Here is a 20,460-nt window from a genome sequence, read left to right as displayed (position 1 = left end):
GCGGCGCGTGGGAGACAACGCGCGGTCAGTACGCAGTACGGCCATCCATTCCGCAGTGCGGCTCGCACCCTGACCCGCCCGCACCGCATGACTAAAGAAATAGAAGGTGATGTATGCGACGCTTGCCCTCGTTGATCGCGTTGCGCTTCTTCGAAGAAACGGCCCGCCATATGAGCTTCAATCGCGCGGCGACGGCACTGTGCGTGACGCAAGGCGCGGTGAGCCGGCAGATCAAACTGCTCGAGGAATCGCTGGGCGCGAAACTGTTCGAGCGCGATCACAAGGGCATTCGGTTGACGCCGGCCGGGTTGCAGTTCCTGCCGTGCCTGTCCGAAGCGTTCGACACCATCGAGCGTGGTTTCCGGCAGATTACCGCGGCGAAGGGACGGCGCCGCCTGGTGGTCGCCGTGCCGCCCACGTTCGCGACGCAATGGTTTTCGCCGCGGCTCGGGTCGCTCGCGGTGGAACTGCCTGACGTGGAACTGTCGATCCGTACCGATCCGACCAACGACTGTCATTGCAACATCCGCTTCGGCCGCCATGCGCTGCCCGACGCCCATTCCGAATTGCTGATGATCGAGCGTCACGTGCTGGTCGGCGCGCCGCGCCTGCTGGGACAACCGCTCGATCAACTGCTCGAACAGATGCCCGCGCTGCATGTGCTGCATAACGATGCCCGGTTGGATCTGTGGCCGAACTGGCTGGCCATGGCCGGTTTGCCCGCGCATTACGCGGAAAACGGTATCGAGTTCTCGACGTTGGAACAGGCGATTCGTGCCGCGCGCAAAGGCGCGGGTTTGGCGATCGTCGATCGGAACATGATCGTCGAAGAACTCGCGGATGGAAGTCTCGCGCAGTTTTCCGATATCGAAGTGGCGGGGCCGTTTGGGTATTGGTTAGATGTGGCGCAACGTCATGCGGAGCTTGAGCATGTGCAGGCGTTTGCGGGGTGGATGCGGGAAGAGGGGTTGAAGGTGGGGTGAAGGGGCCAGAATTCCGCACGATATTTGCGGCGATTTCTCAAAAACCTAAGAATGCTCCGATTTAGTTTGAGATGCGGACGGACCAAAATTCTGGGTAGTCACGGCACTCGCCGTGGTGAGGCCGAGAGGGCATCAAGGACCAAAGTTGTCGCGCGTATCGGTCACGACGTGAGGCACGAGGGCAAGTCTTCTCGCACAACAGCCCCGATCTGTAGGTACCGAAGATGCTCTCTCTTGCAAGTAGAACACGCGCCACCGCGCGCTTTATTGTGCTTGCCATTTTTGCGCTTGGCTGGACCGCCAGTGCTCACGCGGATTGCCCCACCACCGGCCTGCCGGCAACCTTTACTTATGGGACTGTGGCCGTGTCCAATTCGCTTGTCGCTGGCGATACGATCCCAGGCACCGTTAAGAGTTTCACGCTGTCAGGGCAATGCACGAGTTCTACAACATTCAACATACCGGTCGTTGTCTGCGCCTCCGGCCAAACACCGGTGCCGGGGATGCCCGGGGTCTTCACGACAGGGCTAACCGGAGTGGGTATGCGCATGCGAAACAGCCAGGGAGTCGCGCTCAATCCGTCAGGGACCTGTGGTGCCGATTCGTCGTTAGGTAATACCACCTCCAATGGGAGTTTCAATGTCTCCGGCACCGTTGAACTGGTGAAGACCGGCAGCATTACTGGCGGCACAATCACGTCGGCGCAGTACGTCAGTGGTGTCCTGAACACCAATATCCCGCTCAACAATGGCTCGAACAGACTCACCCTTACGACAGGCGCGATTCGTCCCGTCACTTGTTCGGTCACGGCCGATACAGCCACCCAAACCGTCGCGCTACGTCCCGTGAGCGCGTCCGCATTCCCAGCCGCAGGTTCTACGGCAGCAAATGCGCCGTTCTCGATCGGTCTAAGCTGCCAGGCTGGCGTCTCAGTTGCCGTCACCTTTTCGTCAGCGTCCGGCTCATCAAGCCTGCCGAACGTCATCGCGTCGAACGGCACGGCGACTGGCATAGGCGTGCAATTGCTCAATGCCTCTCATTCGGCAATTAAGTTGGATAGCCCACTCCAATTGACTTCCGGCACCACAGGCAATGCATCGTTCCAGTTTTTCGCGCAGTACTATCGTTTGGGTGCCGCATCCGTGGCGCCAGGCACCGTCAATGCCGCGGCTATATTCACGATGACCTATCAATAGTCACATTAGCCAATAAAGCAAAAGGCCCCGTCAAGAAGACGGGGCCTTTTGCTTTGCGGTGAGGCGCCGGCACGAGCCGAAACCGGGCACTAACTTCAATAGATTTACATCGTCTTCTTGAACGGCGCGCCCGAATGCTCGCGCAACTCGTTGAACACGATCTTCGGCCACGCCTTCTGCGCAACTTCAATCTCCGACACGTGCGACGCCAGATACGTCGGCGCATCCGACGCGTCGAGGGCGATCCGCGCCGCGTACGAATCGGTGAAGCGACGCAATTCGGCGGCGTCGTCGCAGGTCACCCAGCGTGACATCCGGTAGCGCGCCGGCGCCATCCGCACATCGACCTTGTATTCGGTCGACAAGCGATGCGCCACCACTTCGAACTGCAGTTGCCCGACCGCGCCGAGAATCATCAAGCCGCCGACTTCCGGACGGAACACCTGAATCGCGCCTTCCTCGCCGAGCTGCTTCAGCGCCTCGCCGAGCTGCTTGGCGCGCATCGGATCGACCACTTCCACCGTCTGGAAAATTTCCGGCGCGAAGAACGGCAGGCCGACGAATTGCAGCATTTCGCCTTCGGTCAACGTATCGCCGAGACTCAGCGTGCCGTGATTCGGAATACCGATGATGTCGCCCGGATACGCCTCGCTCACCGTCTCACGACGTTGCGACAGGAACGTCACCACGTTGTTGGCGCGGAACGTCTTGTTGGTGCGCGTCACCTTCACGGCCATGCCGCGTTCGAAGTGACCCGAACACACGCGGATAAACGCCACGCGGTCGCGGTGCGCCAGATCCATGTTCGCCTGCACCTTGAACACGACGCCGGTGAACTTCGGCTCGTCCGGCAGCACCGGACGCTGCACCGTCATGCGCATGGACGGCGGCGGCGCCAGATCGACCAGCGCGTCGAGAATTTCCTTCACGCCAAAGTTGTTGATCGCCGAGCCGAACAGTACCGGCGACTGCTGACCGGCGAGAAACTTCTCGCGGTCGAAATCAGGCGATGCGCCGGTGATCAGGTCGATTTCTTCTTTCGCCTTGACCCAGCTATGGCCGAAGCGGCGTTCGCCTTCTTCGTTGCTCAGCGCCTGCAGCGTTTCAACCTCGCCGCCCGCCTTGTCCTGTCCCGCGCGGAACAAACGGACCTGATCGCGCTGGATGTCGTAGACGCCCTGGAATTCCTTGCCCATGCCGATCGGCCAGGTGAACGGCACGGCGGCCACACCCAGATGCTGCTCGATTTCGTCGAGCAGTTCGAGCGGCTCGCGCACTTCGCGGTCGAGCTTGTTGATGAAGGTGACGATCGGCGTCTTGCGGCTGCGGCAGACTTCGAGCAGCTTCAGCGTTTGCGCTTCGACACCGTTCGCACCGTCAATCACCATCACGGCGGCATCGACCGCGGTCAACACGCGGTAGGTATCTTCGGAGAAGTCTTCGTGGCCCGGCGTGTCGAGCAGGTTGATGACGGCATCGCCGTACTCGAACTGCATCACCGAACTGGCCACCGAAATGCCCCGCTGCTTTTCGATTTCCATCCAATCGGACGTCGCGTAGCGGTTGCTCTTACGGCCCTTCACGGTGCCGGCGATCTGAATCGCGCCCGAGAACAGCAGCAGTTTTTCGGTGAGCGTGGTTTTACCCGCGTCCGGGTGGGAAATGACCGCGAACGTGCGGCGGCGTTTGAGTTCGGAGACTGACATCGGGTCTGGCGGTCACGGATAGGGGTTCGGGCGGTTGCCGGCGGCTTGTGGCTACCGGCGTGCCACGCCTTGCGCGGCGGCGTCGAGCTGCGGGAGTTGGGCCGGGGCCCGCGTCACAGTGGCAACCCGAGCGCGTCGGAAACAGGTCACGAACGAGCGTTCGACAATCCGGGAATCGCCAGCGCAGAACAGCGCAGGGAACGAATGATACACGTCATGGGGGCGGAAGGAGGGAAAGGACGTGCCGCGCCAAGTGCGCGCTGCCGGCTAGTCGGCGGAAATTGCAGCGCGCTGACTCGTTTGCACGTCGGAAATACAGTGCGCTTCCACCGACGTATAAGCGGTGGCCGCCTGACCCGTCTTCTTCGGCAACACGTACTCGATCCGGCACGCTTCCGACGCTGCCGCGCCCCATTTCACAAACAGCGCACCCTTATCGTCGAGGCCACGCGCGAAAATCCGGCTGTCCTGCGCCACCACGCCCACGGTGCGCCCCTTGCCATCCACCACATCGGCGCCGAACGGCAGTGCCTTGTCGCCCAGTTGCGGCGCGCGAATCAGCGCGGCGCGGCCGGTCACGGTCTTGTACTTGAGCATCACAACCGACCCAAGGCGCGGCACGGCCTGCTCCGACGTCGATTCGAACTCGACATCCGTCGACGTGCCCTTCGGGTCGATATCGACGGTATTCATGCCGTACGGCGTGAGATACGGCACTACTGCGTAACCACGGCGATCGAGCTTGACGCCCGGCGCGCTGGTCACATTCGCACCCGCGGCACCCGGCGCTTCGACGATGCCGAAGGTGTCGCCCACGGTCTGCGACAGCGTCACGCCGCCCGGATGCAAGACGACCGAACCATTGATACCCGCCGACACCTGGCTCGACTGTGAACCCGAACTCACGGACGCCGTCATCTGCGCATACGGCGCGCGGTATGTGCCGCTCGCGCCGGCATTGGCGGAGCTGCTGCCGTTACCGCTGCCATACGTGCCGTACGCGTTATACGAATACTGGTTGGCATCGCCCAGCGAGCCGCTGACGTTGGCCTGCAGATTCGTGCTGCCCGACCCGCTCGACAGATTGGTCGACAGCAACGGCGCATGCTGGCTGTGGCCAAGCGGAATGGTGGTGCTGACCATGTACTGGTTCGACATCGAGCCGTTGGCGCTGCGTGTGCGTCCGGCGGTCACGCTGTAGGTCCCGTATTTGTAGCTGTTCGTGTAGCCAGCCTGATAGAACGTGTCGCTGCCGTCGTGATTCCAGTATTGCTGCGCCGATGCGCTCAGGAACACCGTGCCGTAGTTCTTGAAGCTCTGGTTCATGGTGAGCTGAAAGCGGTTGCGCTGCCGATAAACCGAATTAATATCGCCGCCGTGCGTGGCGAGGTCGCGCACCGACGAGGCATCCGACAAATTCATGAAACCCGCTGTCGAATATCGATAAGCCGCCACCGAAATGTTCGTGTTGGTCGGATCGATGAACTTGCTGTAGCCGATACGCAAGCTTGCGCCGCGCTGGCTGCTCTGGTTCGGCACCTGCGTCTGCGCTGCAGTCACGTCCGCCGAAAATGCGCCGAACTTCGTGTTAAGGGCCGCGCCGATATCGGCCGCCACATAACCGTTTGCCGCGACGCCGCCGCCATACGCCGTCACCGAGTTCGTCAGGCCGCGTTGCAGGGTGAACTGCGCAAAGTTCGGCTTCGTGTCGAGTGTCGCGTTGCGCAACTGGCCGGCCGTCACCGAGAAACGCGTCGTACCCGGCCGCAAAGACTGCGCAACCGCCGCATACGGTACGGTGAAACTCTTCGTGCGACCGTCGGCCTCGGTCACCGTCACGTCGAGGTTGCCGCCATAACCGGTCGCATACAGGTCATTGATTTCGAACGGGCCAGGCGACACGCTCGTTTCATAGATCACCTGGCCGTTCTGCCGGATCGACACGCGCGCATTCGTTTCCGCCGTGCCGCGCACGTCCGGTGCATAGCCACGCAGCGATTCGGGCAACATGCGATCGTCGGTGGCGATCTGCACGCCGCGAAACTGCACGCTGTCGAATACATCGCCCGTGGTGTAGCCCTCGCCCAGCGTCACCTGCGATTTCAGCGCGGCAACGTCGTGCTGCACGTAGGTCGCGATGTTGTCGAAACGCGTGGCCTGGCCACTTTGCTGCGAGACGGAAGATTGATGACGCACATGCCAGGCGCCAATGTTCACGCCGGCATTCAGACCGAGATAGCTCTGCGTCGAATCCATGCCCGAGCCGGCGGTGTGGTACGTATTCGCGTTGTAGCTGACGAAGCCCGCATTGACGCCGGTTTGCCACATGTCAGGCGGCACGTAGCCGCGCGCGGCGTTACGCATGTATTTCTGCGGCACGCTCAGGGTCAACTTCTGCTCCGAAAAATCAAAGTCAACCGACGACTCCGGCACGAGTGCCGCGAGATCGACGCATTCGTCGGCGGCCTTCGCATCCTGATTCACGCCGACCTTGGCAAAATCGACACCCAGCGTTTCCAGCATTTGACGGCTCAAGCAAGCGCGAGCGCTCTGTCCTTCACGGGCCGCGACAAAGCGCAGGTCCTGACGCGCCACCCGAATATCGTTGACCCAGATGTCGACCGAATACACGCCTGCCGACACCGTATTGCCGCGTGCGAATCGCGCGAGGTCCATGCCCTGAGTCGAATCGGTCCGCAGAAACGTCGTATCGAACTGGACGGCCGCGTCCGCGTCATTGGTTTCAGATGCCTGCACGCTCGTCGACGGGACCCCGCCCAACGCCGCAAAAACCGACATAACGACGGTAGCGACGGGGCTCAGGCCGAATGGACCCGTGACCGCACTGGCGCGAACTTGCGACTGATGATCCGGTGAGCGTTTCATGTTCTGACTGACTTCCAATATCCGCAACAGACGTGCGTTGTCCCAGTGCGTTGCGGATGCAACGCACGCCGTGCTTGAAAAAGGTTGAATTCGGACGGAGGCGGCCGCCCGGCCGGCAAACTGCTGCGGCCTATTGGCCGAGCGACGCGTCGCCGTCGAGCGCGCCGCCGTAGTCGTTGATTGCGGTGTAGTGAACCTTGGCGCCTGCGCCAACAGCATTCATCTTTGCGATCGGCAGAACCACCGATGCGCGCGGCGCAACCATGCCGCCCTGTTCGTTCTTGAAGACATGCCCGTTGCTTTCCACATCGACTTCGCTGAACGACACGTAGTACGGCGTCGGATTCGTGACGCTGATCGCCTGGCTTTTGCCATCCGGCGACGTGGCGATCTTCCAGGTCAACTGCGCCGGGGCGTCCTCGGGATTGCCCGGCAACCTGGCCGGACGCACGAAGACCTTGATACGCGTGCGATACGCCAGTTGCAGCGAGTTGACGTCCGGCGCACTGTCGGCCTTCGGCGGAATGTCGAGTACGTTGAGCCAATAGATCGATTCGCGATCCTGCGGCACCGCTTCGCCGCTATACATCACGCGCAGCGTCTGCGCTTTCTTCGGATCCATGCGGAAGATCGGCGGCGTGATCACAAACGGCACCTTGATTTCACCGGGTTTTGCGTCCGGATTGCCGTCGTCCATCCATACCTGAACCAGCGACGGGCCGCGGCTGTCGTTTTCCAGCTTGACCGTGACTTCGCGTTGCTCCAGCGGATACACCACGCGCGTGCCACCGATCGTCACGCTGGCCTGTGCGCTAACCGCGAGCAGCGCGCAGGCCAAACCGATTCCCATCGTCATTTTTCCGAGCAACTTCATCACATCACCTTTAACAAATAATCTCGAAAATAGCCGTCAAAAAAGGCGTTCGCGTCAACGAACGCCTTTGGCCTTCGCTTACTGATACTGCATCGTGTATTGAACCGACGTGCTGACGGTGCCGGCAGTCGCCTTACCCGTTGCGTAGTACTGCGCGAAATACTTCAGGCTCGCGCCACCAGTGCTGATCGTCGCCGCGTTCGTCGAGATGTCGTTGTTCGCGTTCGTCGTGATGTTGATCGGTTGCATCTGCGCGTTCAGCAAACGCACTTGCACTTTCGTCGCCGTTCCGGAGTTGTTGAGGTAACCGCTGGTCTGGTCGACGGTAGGACCATTTTCGAAGCGGGAGATCGCCTTCGTGGCGGTGCCCGTGCAGCCGCTCAGGGTCAGCACGACGTCGCTCGGGCTCGACGTACCGGCAACGTTGCCCGCCGTCGACAGCGAACCAGCCGACACAGACGGCAACGTGATCGACTTGTCAGCCGAGGTGCCCGATGCCTTGCCGTTGATCGAGCACGTGGTATCCGACACCGTGCCGGTAATGGTGATCGTGCCGTCCGCGGCCTGCGCGCTGAACGATGCGAGCCCCAACAGACTGCTGGTTGCGATCGCGATGGCGGGAAGGGTTGCTTTCATGTTTGCTACTCCGGTGAGTTAAGAAGTGGCCTGTCGTTCAGGCGCAAAGAAATATTAAAATTTCGCGCCGCTTAAATATCTAGGACGATTCTTATTAATTGGGATAGGTAAGGCGCGGGATTTGAGGCATTTCGCTGATATGTTTTTCGATAAGGGAAAAAATAAGATTTCTCCTAAAATCTCGACGATAAAAAAGCCCGAATCGGATGTTCGGGCCAGAATTCGAGCCACAAATAAAAAACCCGCTGCATCGTTACCGATGCGGCGGGTTTTTTTTCAGCGTTGCTGCGAGTTAAGCGCCGCTAGCTTCGTTCAGCGTGAGATGTTTCGTCTCAGGCGCCCACGCGATCGACACCACCATGCCGATCAGCAGGACCGTCGCCAACACGGTCATCGTCGCGTGAAAACCCAGGTGGACGATGCCCAGCGGCAGCAAAAATGTGCCGACTGCCGACCCCAGCCGGCTGCAAGCGATCGCGAGGCCCACGCCGCAGGCGCGCACCTCGGTGGGAAAGCATTCCGGTGGAAACACACCGACGAGATTGGAGAACGCCGACATCGTCAGCGTAAAGATCGCGAACGCGACGATCATGCCCATCGTCGCCGACTCCGGCAGCACGCTCAGCGCGATCAGCGACAAACACGTCACCGCGAACGATCCAATCAGGAACACCCGGCGCGGCAATTTGATCGTCAGCCAGATACCGATCAGCGCACCGAGCACGAGAAATCCGTTCAGCAGAAAATCCGCGCTCGAGTCGTTGTTCAAATGGATCGCTTTCAGGATGGTCGGCAGGAATGTATAGATCGCGAAATATGGAATGACGAGGCACACAAAAAACGCGCAATTGAAAATCGTCCGGCGAATCAGGTCTTTTCTGAACAGACGCGCGAAGCCGCCAGTCGTCTGACCGTGTTCGTCGTGGCCGCCGTCGAGCGTGACGTGGGCGCCGAAATGCTTGAGCAGCACCGCGCGGGCTTCCGCGACGCGGCCTTTGCCATGCAACCAGCGCGGCGATTCAGGCGTGCCCAAGCGCAACACCAGCACGATCAGCGCGGGAACCCCCGCGGAGGCAAGCAACCACCGCCAGGCATCGGGCGATGCGTCGGCGTAATGCATGCCGAGCACGTTCGCCACCACATAGCCGATCGTCCACACCACACTGAATGAGCCGAGCAAGGTGCCCCGATGTTTGCGCGGCGAGAATTCCGCGAGAATCGCATGCCCCACCGCGAAATCGCCGCCCATGCCGAAGCCGATCAGCACGCGCAGCAAACACAATTCGGCCGGCGAGCGCACGTAGAACTGTGCAAACGCGGCCGCGGTGATGATCAGGAAACTCAGCAGGAAAATTTTCTGGCGCCCGAGCCGGTCCGACAACCAGCCGAATACCAGGCTGCCGAAGAAAATCCCCATCAGCGCGGAGCTACCGATCATGCCCATCCAGAACGCGTCGAGCGGCATCTGGCGATTCATCGCGGCCAGCGCGTAGCCGATCGTGCCGAGCGCGAATCCTTCCGTGAAATGCGCGCCGAACGTCAAACCGGCGATCTTGACGTGAAAGGCGTTCAGCGGAACGTCGTCGAGCGAAATGGGGCCGCGCGCGGGGGTCGGCGCGGCCGGCAAGGTAGGGGCAAGGCCGAGAGTGGCCGTCTGGATATCCTGATTGCTCACGCTGTCTCCTTCGTGTTTATGAATGACCGGTCACGCCGCGTGTTTTCCGCGACATTTTTCCGGCAGGCGCGTGGCGAGACGCGCAGATTTGCCGCTCAGCGCCCTAGGCCGCCCATCATCATGTATTTCAGCTCGGTGTATTCCTCGAGCCCGTACTTCGAACCTTCGCGGCCGAGGCCCGATTGTTTGACGCCACCGAACGGCGCGACTTCCGTCGACAGAATCCCCTCGTTGATGCCGACCATGCCGCTTTCCAGCGCTTCGCCGACGCGCCACGCCCGCGCCAGGTCGCGCGTATAGAAATACGCCGACAGGCCGAACGGTGTGTCGTTGGCCGCGTGGATGGCTTCTTCTTCAGTCTTGAAGCGGAAGCACGCCGCTACCGGACCGAAGGTTTCTTCGGCGGCGATCAGCATCGCGCTGGAGGCGTCGGCGAGAACGGTCGGCTCGTAGAACGTGCCGCCGAGCGCATGCGGTTTGCCGCCGGTCAAAATCTTCGCGCCCTTTTGCAACGCATCGGCGACGTGCGTTTCGACCTTCCTCAACGCCGCCTGATTGATCAGCGGACCTTGTTCGACCTCGCCTTGCAACGCGTTCCCGACGCGCATCTTGCGCACCGCGTTCGTCAGCGCCTGCGTGAACGCGTCGTAAATGCCGTCCTGCACGTAGAAGCGATTCACGCACACGCAGGTCTGCCCGGTGTTACGGAATTTCGACGCCATCGCGCCTTGCACGGCGGCGTCGAGATCGGCGTCGTCGAATACGATGAACGGCGCGTTGCCGCCGAGTTCGAGCGACAGCTTCTTCAGCGTATCCGCCGACTGCTTCGCGAGCAGTTTGCCGACGCGCGTCGAGCCGGTGAATGAGAGCTTGCGCACCACGTCGGATTCGGTGAGCGCGCCACCGATCGCCACCGCGTCGCCGGAAACGACGTTGAACACGCCCGGCGGAATGCCGGCTTTCTGCGCCAGCACCGCGAGCGCCAACGCGGACAACGGCGTTTCCTCCGACGGCTTGAGCACCATCGTGCAACCGGCCGCCAGTGCGGGACCTGCCTTGCGCGTAATCATCGCAAGCGGGAAATTCCACGGCGTGATGGCCGCGACCACGCCCACCGGTTCGCGCGTGACGATGATCTTCGCGTTCGGATTGGGACTCGGGATCACGTCGCCATAGGCGCGCTTGGCTTCTTCCGCGAACCATTCGAAGAAGCTGGCCGCGTAGCCGACTTCACCGCGCGCTTCGGCGAGCGGTTTGCCCTGCTCGAGCGTCAGCAGTTCGGCGAGCGCGTCGCGATTTTTGAGCATCAACTCGCCCCAGCTTTTGACGCGCGCGCTGCGCTCTTTGGCGGTCAATGCACGCCACGCGGGAAACGCACGCTCGGCCGCGGCAATCGCCTGCGCAGCTTCTTCCGCACCGCCTTTCGCGACCTGAGCGACGACCTCGCCGGTCGCGGGATTCAGCACGGCATAGGTGCTGGTACTCTCGTACCACTCGCCGCCAATGTAATGCGCCGTGCGCAGAAATTCGTTCATGCCGCCTTCTCCAGATTCTCGACGAACGTACCTTGCGCGAGCCGAGGCTCACGCGCGATACGCCGTCCCGAGGTGTAATCGTTGATCAGGTCGCACGGCGTGTAATTGCGTTCGAGTTCGAACAGCTCATCCGCCGAGAGCGTGGTGCCGAGTGCGGCCACGGCGCTATCGAACTGCGCCGGCGTATCCGCGCCGACCAGCATGCTCGCGACGCCGTGATGATTCAGCACCCACGCCTGCGCGATTTGCGCGGCGGACACGCCACGCCGTGCGGCCACCCGCGCCACCGATGCGGCGATCTCGCGCGAAGCGTCGTCGCCATACATCTGCGCGGTGAAGAAGTCGGTCTGATTGCGTGTCGAGTTCGGATCGCAGGTCAGCAGCCCGCGCGCCAGCGGACTGAACACCGACACGCCGACGCCCTGATCCTGGCAATACGGAATCATTTCGCGCTCTTCCTCGCGATACGCCAGATTCAACTGCAATTGCATGTTGATCGGCTTGTGCCAGCCGTTGCGCTCGCAGACCTGCATGATCTTCGCGAACTGCCACGTGTACATGGTCGACACGCCGATATAGCGAGCCTTGCCGGCGCGCACGATATCGTTCATCGCGCTCATGCTTTCCTCGACCGGCGTGTTGACGTCGAAGAAATGCAGCATGTAGAGATCGACGTAGTCCATGCCGAGGCGTGTCAATGAACCGTCGATGCCGTCCATGATGTGCTTGCGCGAATGGCCGCCGGCGTTCTGATACACGCCCATGTCATAGCCGACTTTGGTCGTCACGACGATTTCCTCGCGACGCGCGATCCGTTTCAGAATGCGGCCCACCACTTCTTCGCCGACGCCGGTCGAATAGAAATCTGCCAGGTCGATGAAGTTCACGCCCGCTTCGAGCGCGTGACGAACGATCGGCTCGCTTTGCGCTTCGTCGAAAATCCAGGGCTTCCATTGCGGCGTGCCCATGTTCATCGTGCCGAGGCACAAGCGCGAAACCTTGAGGCCGGAATGGCCGAGGCGAATGTATTCCATGATGCTTGTCTCCTGTCGTACGAGGCTGCGCTACGAGGCGCGCCACACGATCAACGTTGTTTGGGCGTGTAAAGCGGATTCGACACTTCGCGCGCCGCGGCGAAAACTTCATCGCGATGCGGCAGGCCCTTCATCGCGGCGAGGATTGCGTTCTTGCACGCGCGGTAGTTGTTCTCGAAAACGGCGTCGAGATCGTCGGTGCTCGGGTTGACCCAGTTCGCCGACACCACCACCCAATCGTTTTCCGCTTCGGGCGGCAGCGTGCCGTTTTCCAGCGACTCGGCAACCGCCTTCGCGATGCCCGCTTGCGAAGCACCCCATGTCGCGTTGCCGTGGAAGTCGCTGCCGATCTGCGCCTTGTTCACATACAGCGTCAGAGGTTTGGTCGGCACGCCCGGACGCACGATCACGACGAACGGCGCGTGGCCCGCCGAAGGCGTCGCCAATGCGGTGGCGAAGGCCTGTCCTGCCGGACCGTTGCGCGGGCCGACCAGCACGTTGATGTGAGCGAGGTTGACGCCCGGGCCCTCGAATCCTTCGCCGATAAAGAGTTGTGTGTCCGTCGATACGCTCATGGTCATTCCGTTGGGGGGTAAAGAGATGACCGATTGTGCTGTTCGGCAACCTCGCCCCTGTAACGATGAGTTTTGATGCGGGGTATGAGGCGAACTCAACTCCGGGTTTGTGCGGAGCACGATGAAGGGCGGCAGCCGGAGGCGAACGCAAAGGTGAGTGTTTTCGGGACCTGCGACGGTGAAGCCCGAATCACCGTGAAAGGTGATCGCGCGAGACGACGCTCACGCACTGGCAACACGAAGCTGAAAAGAGAGACGAACCGCGCTGAACCCGGCGGAAACCGATTCTTCGGATCGCCTGGTAACGCCCGTCAGCCAAGGCTGGCGTGGGTTTCGACAGGATTGGCGGCAAGTTCGGGAGCGTGGCCGCAAGCAGGTTGGAAGGTGCGCCAACCGACAAAACCAGGCCCACCGAAACAACGCAACTCGACATGCATCATGCGGAAAATGCCGGGGTCCGCGGTGCGGGTCGAGGTCAAAGGTGAGTGTTTTCGGGACCGGCCCAGCGGTGCGGAAAAAACCGCGCGCGACATCACTTCAGACAGCGCGATGCGCTGTCCCTGCACGCGCCACGGCACGCCAGGCGTCAGCTTTCGATCAGAAAGCGCTCGCGATTCTTGCCCGCCAGCCAGCCCGGAGAACGGCCACGGCCACTCCAGGTCTCGCCGGTTTTCGGGTTGCGATATTTGGCGACCGATGTCGTTTTACGTCCCGGCACACGCTTGCTCGAAAAACCGAGCTCTTCGGCGGTCAGATCGTAGTCGGCGATTTGCTGCTTGATGTCGACGATGGCCTGCGCAATTTCCTTCTCGCGGGCCACGGCAACTTCCTTGTGGAGTTTTTCGAGCTGGGCAGTCAACTGCTTGTACGTGGCCATGGCGGATGCTCCGTTTCGGGTGGACGAACTGCAGGACGCCCCTGAGGAAGTCCCCTCGGGGACACTATCAGACGAATAAAGTGCCGGATAGGGAGGCCCGCTTAGGGAGGCCGCTCAGGGAGGCTTCCGGGCTGACGGCTTGGCGAGCGCACCCGCCGTATTCAATCGTCAATCGCATCGTACACGCGGCGTTCGAAGTCGAGTGCCATTGGGAACGGTTCGATCCCGCGCCGCTGAATCAGCATCAGGCCGATCAGGTCTTCCACGGGATCGGCAAACCAGCTCGTGCCATACGCGCCCGGCCAGCCGAACGAGCCGAGCGAGCGATAGCCGAGCGGCAATTGCTGCGCCGGATCGTCGACGATCGACAAGCCCAGCCCGAACCCCTGCCCCGCCCACAACACATGGCCGAACGCGGGCACGCGGCGCTGGTCGCGCGTGAGAAAGTTCGAGCGCATCAGATCGACCGAGCGATGCGACAGCAAGCGCGTCGCGCCGACTCGTCCGCGGCCGAGCAGTAGTTGCGCGAACTGCAGATAATCGGCGGCCGTCGACACGAGACCGCCGCCACCGCTCTGGAAACGTCCAGGATTCGCCCAACGGCTTGCCGACGGATGATCTTCGACCACGCGCTGCCGCGTGCCCGGCTCGACGCTATAGGCGGTCGCCAGTCGGGCGAGCTGCGAGTCGGGCACCCAGAACGCGGTGTCGCGCATGCCGAGCGGCTCGAAAATCCGCGTGCGAAAGAACTCGCCGAGCGACATGCCGCTCACACGCTCGATCAGCACGCCGAGGACATCCGTCGCGATGCCGTAGTGCCAGCGCGAGCCCGGCTGGAACATCAACGGCAAGGCCGCGATGCGGGTCAGCCACGCGCTGGCGTCGCCGTGCGCTTCGAAGCCGTTGAACGCAGCTGCATAAGCTTCCGCCAGCGGCCCGGTCGCGGTGAAGTGATAGGCGAAGCCGGCGCGATGCGTCAACAGATCGAGCACGGTGAGCGGCGCCTTGGCCGGATCGGTTTCGTCGAGCGGGCCGGCGAGATCGCGCAATACGCGCGGTGCGCCGAGTTCGGGCAGCCACAGCGAGATCGGTGTGTCCAGCGCGAGGCGGTCTTCTTCGATCAGCATCAGAATCGCGGCGCTTGTGACCGGCTTGGTCATCGACGCAATGCGAAATAACGTGTCGCGTTCCATTGGCAATTGCGCGGCTTCATCGCGCCAGCCCAATGGCTCGAAATAACCGATTTCACCACGCCGCCAAACCATCGACACGACGCCCGCCACTTCGCCGCGTTCCACGTAGCCTTGCATGGCATTCGTCAGCGCCGTCAGTCGCGTCGCTGAAAGTCCTGCTGGTTGCATGTTTATCCTGAATCAGTGGGGACGCATTCGCCCATTTATGTTTCACCCGCCCGTGCGTCGTCCGACCGTCGACGATCGACACAGGAAAACCCGTGCAATCGTAACGCCGGACATGACGCAAGTCGGGTAAAAGATAACGCGTCGACTGATTCGGAAATAATGACCGTTACCGCGTTTTTCAGAAAACGTTACCCGATTTGGGGGTGACACACCGTTCGTCCACTGTGGTGACGCGTCAGACTTTTTGCCGCTGCTCGAGCTCCGAGAGCACGGCATTGAGACGTTTGACGCGGCTGGCCTGGGCGGGCATGCGCACCGCGCCGGACACCGAATCGATGCGGCCACGCCAGTAGGACAGCGGAATGCGGTCTTCGGCGGAGATGTGTGAGATGACGTGCTCAAGATGCTCAATATCTTTTTCGAGTTGGTGATGATCCATTGCTTTTCCCCGGAATACTCATTGAACTCATTTCGAAGCAACCATCAAAGCATAAAGCGTGCCGCTGATGTCTTACCACCTTAACCCTGACGGAAAATTATTCTGTACTCACTCCGGCGTGATTAGAAAAAACAGCAAAATCTGCGTAGCGCGTTAATAACAAAGCGCACGGAAAAGCGTACTGCCGACAAACTTCGCGTTCCGTTAGGTGCCGCACCGACTCGGTTCATAGACGAGAAAATAGGTGTTTGCAATTACACGACGATAGTGGAAAGAAAAATAATCAGAAAAAATGGCGTTTAACGTTTTCGTATGATTATTGACCGCAGAAACGATTACCTGTCGCGGATTGAACATTACCGACCACCATGCATTTAATGCAGAGGTGCCGAGATGCCGAGAAATTGACTCCCCGGCCGGTTGAGTGTGACGAGCGAAAATGAAAGCTGTGAGACAGAGGCTCCGCCTTCGTGGAACGTCGGCAAACGGAGCATCCGGGCAACGGATCGATCGGACCGCGCCAGCTTTGCGCTGGCGCTACGTCATTTGGGGCGGCAGGCGTAGATCAGGCTAAGCGTGCCGTTGTCGCTGGACTGGCGCACCACGTCGAACGCGCCGCCGCAGCTTGCGTTGGCTTGCTGCGCGCAAGAGTCGGAGCCGGCCGGACATTGAACCAGCGTAGTGGCGCGGCCGTCCGGCAAGAACAGCGGCGCGCTGCTGCTGCAACCGCTCAACACGGCGACGGCGCCGACTGCCGCGATGGCGCAGGCCCGGCGCGCAAAGAAGGAGAGACTGCGTTTCATTTGAAACCCCGATCACGTCTTGTTTTTCGATCACGCGATTGTGCCACGCGACTATTACGCTGCGTCGCCCGATATGAGCGGGTTTCGTTACGCGTCGATACCGTACGCCGCGATCTTCTTGTAGAGCGTGGCGCGGCCCATGCCGATTTGCGCGGCCGTGTCGATCACGCGCCCACCGTTGGCACGCAACGCATCGCTCAGAAAGCGCTTCTCGAACGCCGCCATCGCGTCGCTCCATGACGCGGGTTCAGGGACACCGGCTGGCGTCCCTGACGCGTGAGTGGCTGAAGCCGCGCCGACGGCCGTGCCCACGCCCACCCCGACGCCGTGCGCCATGCCGATCAACGGCGCGAGCGCCCGCGCATCGATCCGCTCGCTATCGGACAGCATCACGGCCCGCTCCAGCGTATTGCGCAACTCGCGCACATTGCCCGGCCATCCATAGGAACACAGCAGCCGCAACGCGTCGTCCTGCAATTCGAAGTGATTGCTGCCGCGCGCTTGCGTCGACAGATCCTCGAGCATCGCGTAGGCCAACGCTTCGATGTCGGACGCGCGTTCGCGCAACGGCGGCGCCTGGATCGTCAGCACGTTCAGCCGGTAGAACAGGTCGGCGCGAAAGCGTCCCGCCGCGACCTGGGCGGGCAAGTCGGCCGACGTCGCGGCGATGATCCGCACGTCGGCGCGAACAATCCGGTTCGAGCCCAGCGGTTCGAACTCCTTGTCCTGCAACACGCGAAGCAGCTTGCCCTGCAAGGGCAACGGCATATCGCCGATTTCATCGAGAAACAGCGTGCCGCCGTTCGCCAGTTCGAACTTGCCGACCCGCCCTTTACGGTCCGCGCCGGTGTACGCGCCCGGCGCGGCGCCGAAGAACTCGACCTCGAGCAAGGTATCGGGAATCGCCGCGACGTTGACCGTGACGAGCGGCTGATTCGCGCGCGCCGAGCCGCCATGAATGGCATGCGCGAGCAACTCCTTGCCGGTGCCGGTTTCACCGAGCAACAGCACCGGCGACTCGAGTTGCGCCGCGCGACGCGCCTGGCGTTTCACCTCGAGACTGGCCGCGCTGGTGCCGACAAAACTGCCGAACGTATATTTGGCGCGCCGCGCCTGCGCCAGCGATTGACGCGTCGCGATCAATTCCTGCTGCACGCGCGAGTAGTGAGAAAAGAGCGGCGTCAGCGCCTTCAACTCGTCGAACAGCGCAAAACCCACGGCGCCGACCGTGTTCCCGGCGTCGTCCTTGAGCGGTAAACGCGTGACGACGAGCGGCTCGCGGTCCGTTTCCAGAATATCGAGCAGAATCGGTTTGCCGGTCTTCACGACCTCGCGCATCAGGCTATTGGGAATCACCGCTTCGCAATCGCGGCCAATCGCCTGCTGCGGGTCCGAGAAACCGAACCGCGCCGCGTAGCGCTTGTTGATCCAGACGACGCGCGCCTCGGCGTCGACGATGAACGTGCCTTCGCTGAAATTTTCGAAGGTGCGGAAAAGCGAGTCCATCGCCCGGCGAAGTACGTCGCCGTACGTGGCAGGAAGGCCCGCCCAGTCGTTCATCATGTTGTCGCTGTCTCCGGCTATCGTTCTAATTATGCTTGTCTCGTTTCGTAGACAAGCATATCTCATCGAAGAGATCGCCAGCAAGCCTGCCAGATAGGGGTTTAACCTCGGTTTGACGTATCTTCTGCTGAATTGCGTCCCGATTTAGAGACGTTTGGGTACAATCCGCCGCATCACGTTTCGAACTTCGGCCTGCGAAATCAATGGGCTAGCCGTTATGCCGCGGATGGCACGGAACCTGCGCTTGCGGGCGGCCGTGCCGTCGCGTCGTCGGGACGGCGACCACGTAGAACAACCAAGCTTTGGAGACTCAATGTCCTTTGTCATCGTCCTCGCCGCATTGGCGTTCCTGATGTTTGCCGCGTATCGCGGCTACAGCGTCATATTGTTTGCGCCGATCGCCGCGCTCGGCGCCGTGCTGCTGACCGATCCGTCCGCGGTCGCGCCGGTCTTCACCGGCATCTTCATGGAGAAGATGGTCGGCTTCGTGAAGCTCTACTTCCCGGTTTTTCTGCTCGGCGCCGTGTTCGGCAAGGTGATCGAGCTGTCCGGTTTCTCGGAGTCGATCGTGGCCGCGGCCATTCGCTATATCGGCCGCTCGCGCGCCAATGCGGTGATCGTCGCGGTATGTGCGCTGCTCACCTACGGCGGCGTGTCGCTGTTCGTGGTGGTGTTCGCGGTCTATCCGTTCGCCGCCGAGTTGTACCGTCAAAGCAATATTCCGAAGCGCTTGATGCCCGGCGCCATTGCGCTCGGCGCGTTCTCGTTCACCATGGACTCGCTGCCCGGTACGCCGCAGATCCAGAACATCATCCCGACCACATTCTTCAAGACGACTTCGTGGGCCGCGCCCGCGCTCGGCGTGATCGGTTCGCTGTTCATCATCGTGGTCGGCCTGACGTATCTGGAATGGCGCCGTCGCGCGGCAATGGCTACCGGCGAAGGCTACGGCACGAATCTCGTCAACGAGCCGGAACGCGTCGAATCGAAACAACTGCCGCATCCGCTGCTGGCCGTGGCGCCGCTGGTGCTGGTGGGCGTTGCGAACTTTCTGCTGACCCGCTGGATTCCGAACTGGTACGGCGCGACTTACACGGTGGCACCGGACATTCTGCCGGGCATCCATGCACCGGTCACCACGACGATCAAGAGCGTGGTCGCGATCTGGGCCGTGGAAGGCGCGCTGCTGCTTGGTATCGTCATGGTCGTGATCACGGCGTTCGGCCGTGTGCGCGAGCGTTTTGCGATCGGCACCAAGGCTGCGGTGGCGGGCGCGTTACTGGCTTCGTTGAATACCGCGTCGGAATATGGCTTTGGTGGCGTGATCGCCGCGTTGCCGGGCTTTCTGGTGGTCAGCAACGCGCTGAAGAGCATTCCTAATCCGCTCGTCAATGCCGCCGTGTCGGTGAGCTCGCTGGCGGGTATCACGGGATCGGCATCGGGCGGCATGAGCATCGCGCTGGCGGCCATGTCGGACACGTTCATCAAAGGCGCGGAGGCCGCGCATATTCCGATGGAAGTGCTGCACCGGGTCGTCGCCATGGCGAGCGGCGGCATGGACACGCTGCCGCATAACGGCGCGGTGATTACGCTACTGGCAGTGACGGGTTTGACGCACCGTCAGTCGTATCGCGACATTTTCGCGGTGACGGTGATCAAGACGATGGCGGTGTTCTTCGTGATTGGCGTGTATTACGCGACTGGCCTGGTTTGAGGGAGAAGGCTTTCCTGTCGTGGGCAACGGCGGCCGACTCGACTTGATCGGCGCATAACGTTTTGTTCGGTTAGCGTAGCGTGTCGACAACCGGAACCGCCGCCTCGCCCATGACCTCCGCCCCTACCTTCTGGATGATCCCGACCGCACCCACGCCGGTCGGCCCTTTCTCTCACGCGACCGAAGCCGACGGCTGGGTCTTCGTGACCGGCCAGATGCCGACCTCGCCCACCGACGACAACGCGCCCTTACCCGAGGGCGTCGTCGCGCAAACGCAGCGCGTCATGGACAACCTGGTGCTGGTTTTGCAAGGTACGGGCATCGGCCTGCAACACGTCGTCGCCGCGCGCATCTTTCTGACCGAGTTCAAGCGCGACTATGCGTCGATGAACGCCGTCTACCGTGCCTACTTTCCCGCGACGGCGCTGCCGGCCCGAACCTGCATCGGCGTCACCGCGCTTGCGCGCGACGCGCTGGTCGAGATCGATTTCATCGCCAGACGGCCGGGGCCGGGGCCGGGGCCGGGGCCGGGGCCGGGCTGAATCGCAGCGGGCAGGCCGCGCGGCAGACAAGCACGCGGAGCGATGCAGGCCAACGCAGGCC

At 61.7% G+C, this 20,460-nt stretch carries 17 protein-coding genes; 4 read left to right on the top strand and 13 right to left on the bottom strand.

Going from position 1 to position 20,460, the window contains the following annotated elements; all coding sequences use genetic code 11:
- The first annotated feature begins 113 nt into the window (after positions 1 to 113).
- Entirely contained in the window at positions 114 to 983 is an 870-nt protein-coding gene (locus FA94_RS35545; protein ID WP_035560871.1) for a LysR family transcriptional regulator, read from the top strand.
- Positions 984 to 1,207: 224 nt separating this feature from the next.
- Positions 1,208 to 2,179 carry a fimbrial protein gene (locus FA94_RS38385; RefSeq protein ID WP_081936304.1) on the top strand — a complete coding sequence of 324 codons (972 nt, stop codon included), beginning with the start codon at positions 1,208 to 1,210 and terminating at the stop codon, positions 2,177 to 2,179.
- Between the two features lie 104 nt (positions 2,180 to 2,283).
- On the opposite strand, the gene FA94_RS35535 is transcribed toward FA94_RS38385, so the two are convergent.
- From FA94_RS35535 to FA94_RS35475, 13 genes are all read right to left on the bottom strand, one after another.
- Entirely contained in the window at positions 2,284 to 3,885 is a 1,602-nt protein-coding gene (locus FA94_RS35535; protein WP_035560865.1) for a peptide chain release factor 3, read from the bottom strand.
- Between the two features lie 267 nt (positions 3,886 to 4,152).
- Positions 4,153 to 6,771 carry a fimbria/pilus outer membrane usher protein gene (locus tag FA94_RS35530; protein ID WP_051981104.1) on the bottom strand — a complete coding sequence of 873 codons (2,619 nt, stop codon included), beginning with the start codon at positions 6,769 to 6,771 and terminating at the stop codon, positions 4,153 to 4,155.
- A 130-nt stretch (positions 6,772 to 6,901) separates the two neighbouring features.
- On the bottom strand, positions 6,902 to 7,645 hold the full coding sequence (locus FA94_RS35525) for a fimbria/pilus periplasmic chaperone (protein WP_035560862.1): 744 nt from the start codon (positions 7,643 to 7,645) through the stop codon (positions 6,902 to 6,904).
- Between the two features lie 78 nt (positions 7,646 to 7,723).
- Complete coding sequence (locus FA94_RS35520; RefSeq protein WP_035560859.1) at positions 7,724 to 8,281, bottom strand: fimbrial protein; 558 nt, start codon at positions 8,279 to 8,281, stop codon at positions 7,724 to 7,726.
- A 292-nt stretch (positions 8,282 to 8,573) separates the two neighbouring features.
- A complete protein-coding gene (locus tag FA94_RS35515; RefSeq protein ID WP_035560856.1) occupies positions 8,574 to 9,956 on the bottom strand; it encodes an MFS transporter in 1,383 nt (460 codons plus the stop codon).
- A gap of 95 nt (positions 9,957 to 10,051) precedes the next feature.
- Positions 10,052 to 11,491, bottom strand: coding sequence for an NAD-dependent succinate-semialdehyde dehydrogenase (locus FA94_RS35510; protein WP_035560853.1), 1,440 nt, complete (start codon positions 11,489 to 11,491; stop codon positions 10,052 to 10,054).
- Entirely contained in the window at positions 11,488 to 12,525 is a 1,038-nt protein-coding gene (locus tag FA94_RS35505) for an aldo/keto reductase (RefSeq protein ID WP_035560851.1), read from the bottom strand. Before FA94_RS35505 ends, FA94_RS35510 begins: the two co-directional genes overlap by 4 nt.
- Positions 12,526 to 12,575: 50 nt before the next feature.
- A complete protein-coding gene (fae, locus tag FA94_RS35500; protein ID WP_035560848.1) occupies positions 12,576 to 13,100 on the bottom strand; it encodes a formaldehyde-activating enzyme in 525 nt (174 codons plus the stop codon).
- A gap of 586 nt (positions 13,101 to 13,686) precedes the next feature.
- Positions 13,687 to 13,977, bottom strand: coding sequence for an H-NS histone family protein (locus FA94_RS35495; RefSeq protein WP_035560845.1), 291 nt, complete (start codon positions 13,975 to 13,977; stop codon positions 13,687 to 13,689).
- A 161-nt stretch (positions 13,978 to 14,138) separates the two neighbouring features.
- Positions 14,139 to 15,338, bottom strand: a complete 1,200-nt coding sequence (locus tag FA94_RS35490; RefSeq protein WP_035560842.1) for a serine hydrolase domain-containing protein — start codon at positions 15,336 to 15,338, stop codon at positions 14,139 to 14,141.
- A gap of 235 nt (positions 15,339 to 15,573) precedes the next feature.
- Positions 15,574 to 15,777, bottom strand: coding sequence for a hypothetical protein (locus FA94_RS35485; protein ID WP_035560839.1), 204 nt, complete (start codon positions 15,775 to 15,777; stop codon positions 15,574 to 15,576).
- A gap of 542 nt (positions 15,778 to 16,319) precedes the next feature.
- A complete protein-coding gene (locus FA94_RS35480; protein ID WP_035560837.1) occupies positions 16,320 to 16,580 on the bottom strand; it encodes a hypothetical protein in 261 nt (86 codons plus the stop codon).
- Between the two features lie 87 nt (positions 16,581 to 16,667).
- Positions 16,668 to 18,143: a sigma-54 interaction domain-containing protein gene (locus FA94_RS35475; protein WP_035560835.1), complete on the bottom strand. Its 1,476-nt coding sequence runs from the start codon at positions 18,141 to 18,143 to the stop codon at positions 16,668 to 16,670.
- 313 nt (positions 18,144 to 18,456) lie between these two features.
- Between FA94_RS35475 and FA94_RS35470 the strand changes: the two genes are divergently transcribed.
- Both FA94_RS35470 and FA94_RS35465 read left to right on the top strand, forming a co-directional pair.
- Positions 18,457 to 19,857, top strand: a complete 1,401-nt coding sequence (locus tag FA94_RS35470; RefSeq protein ID WP_035560832.1) for a GntP family permease — start codon at positions 18,457 to 18,459, stop codon at positions 19,855 to 19,857.
- 110 nt (positions 19,858 to 19,967) lie between these two features.
- On the top strand, positions 19,968 to 20,399 hold the full coding sequence (locus FA94_RS35465) for a RidA family protein (RefSeq protein WP_035560829.1): 432 nt from the start codon (positions 19,968 to 19,970) through the stop codon (positions 20,397 to 20,399).
- Positions 20,400 to 20,460 lie beyond the last annotated feature (61 nt).

The sequence above is a fragment of the Burkholderia sp. 9120 genome (assembly GCF_000745015.1).
In the GTDB taxonomy this organism is placed as follows: Bacteria; Pseudomonadota; Gammaproteobacteria; order Burkholderiales; family Burkholderiaceae; genus Paraburkholderia.
This window is presented reverse-complemented; position numbering and strand designations above follow the sequence as displayed.

What these genes read in the sequence shown, in the direction of transcription:
- FA94_RS35505 (WP_035560851.1), bottom strand. Translation starts at nt 12,525, where the DNA reads ATGGAATACATTCGCCTCGGCCATTCCGGCCTCAAGGTTTCGCGCTTG.
- FA94_RS35520 (WP_035560859.1), bottom strand. Translation starts at nt 8,281, where the DNA reads ATGAAAGCAACCCTTCCCGCCATCGCGATCGCAACCAGCAGTCTGTTG.
- FA94_RS35510 (WP_035560853.1), bottom strand. Translation starts at nt 11,491, where the DNA reads ATGAACGAATTTCTGCGCACGGCGCATTACATTGGCGGCGAGTGGTAC.
- FA94_RS38385 (WP_081936304.1), top strand. Translation starts at nt 1,208, where the DNA reads ATGCTCTCTCTTGCAAGTAGAACACGCGCCACCGCGCGCTTTATTGTG.
- FA94_RS35485 (WP_035560839.1), bottom strand. Translation starts at nt 15,777, where the DNA reads ATGGATCATCACCAACTCGAAAAAGATATTGAGCATCTTGAGCACGTC.
- FA94_RS35480 (WP_035560837.1), bottom strand. Translation starts at nt 16,580, where the DNA reads ATGAAACGCAGTCTCTCCTTCTTTGCGCGCCGGGCCTGCGCCATCGCG.
- fae (WP_035560848.1), bottom strand. Translation starts at nt 13,100, where the DNA reads ATGAGCGTATCGACGGACACACAACTCTTTATCGGCGAAGGATTCGAG.
- FA94_RS35535 (WP_035560865.1), bottom strand. Translation starts at nt 3,885, where the DNA reads ATGTCAGTCTCCGAACTCAAACGCCGCCGCACGTTCGCGGTCATTTCC.
- FA94_RS35475 (WP_035560835.1), bottom strand. Translation starts at nt 18,143, where the DNA reads ATGATGAACGACTGGGCGGGCCTTCCTGCCACGTACGGCGACGTACTT.
- FA94_RS35470 (WP_035560832.1), top strand. Translation starts at nt 18,457, where the DNA reads ATGTCCTTTGTCATCGTCCTCGCCGCATTGGCGTTCCTGATGTTTGCC.
- FA94_RS35545 (WP_035560871.1), top strand. Translation starts at nt 114, where the DNA reads ATGCGACGCTTGCCCTCGTTGATCGCGTTGCGCTTCTTCGAAGAAACG.
- FA94_RS35530 (WP_051981104.1), bottom strand. Translation starts at nt 6,771, where the DNA reads ATGAAACGCTCACCGGATCATCAGTCGCAAGTTCGCGCCAGTGCGGTC.
- FA94_RS35490 (WP_035560842.1), bottom strand. Translation starts at nt 15,338, where the DNA reads ATGCAACCAGCAGGACTTTCAGCGACGCGACTGACGGCGCTGACGAAT.
- FA94_RS35465 (WP_035560829.1), top strand. Translation starts at nt 19,968, where the DNA reads ATGACCTCCGCCCCTACCTTCTGGATGATCCCGACCGCACCCACGCCG.
- FA94_RS35495 (WP_035560845.1), bottom strand. Translation starts at nt 13,977, where the DNA reads ATGGCCACGTACAAGCAGTTGACTGCCCAGCTCGAAAAACTCCACAAG.
- FA94_RS35525 (WP_035560862.1), bottom strand. Translation starts at nt 7,645, where the DNA reads ATGAAGTTGCTCGGAAAAATGACGATGGGAATCGGTTTGGCCTGCGCG.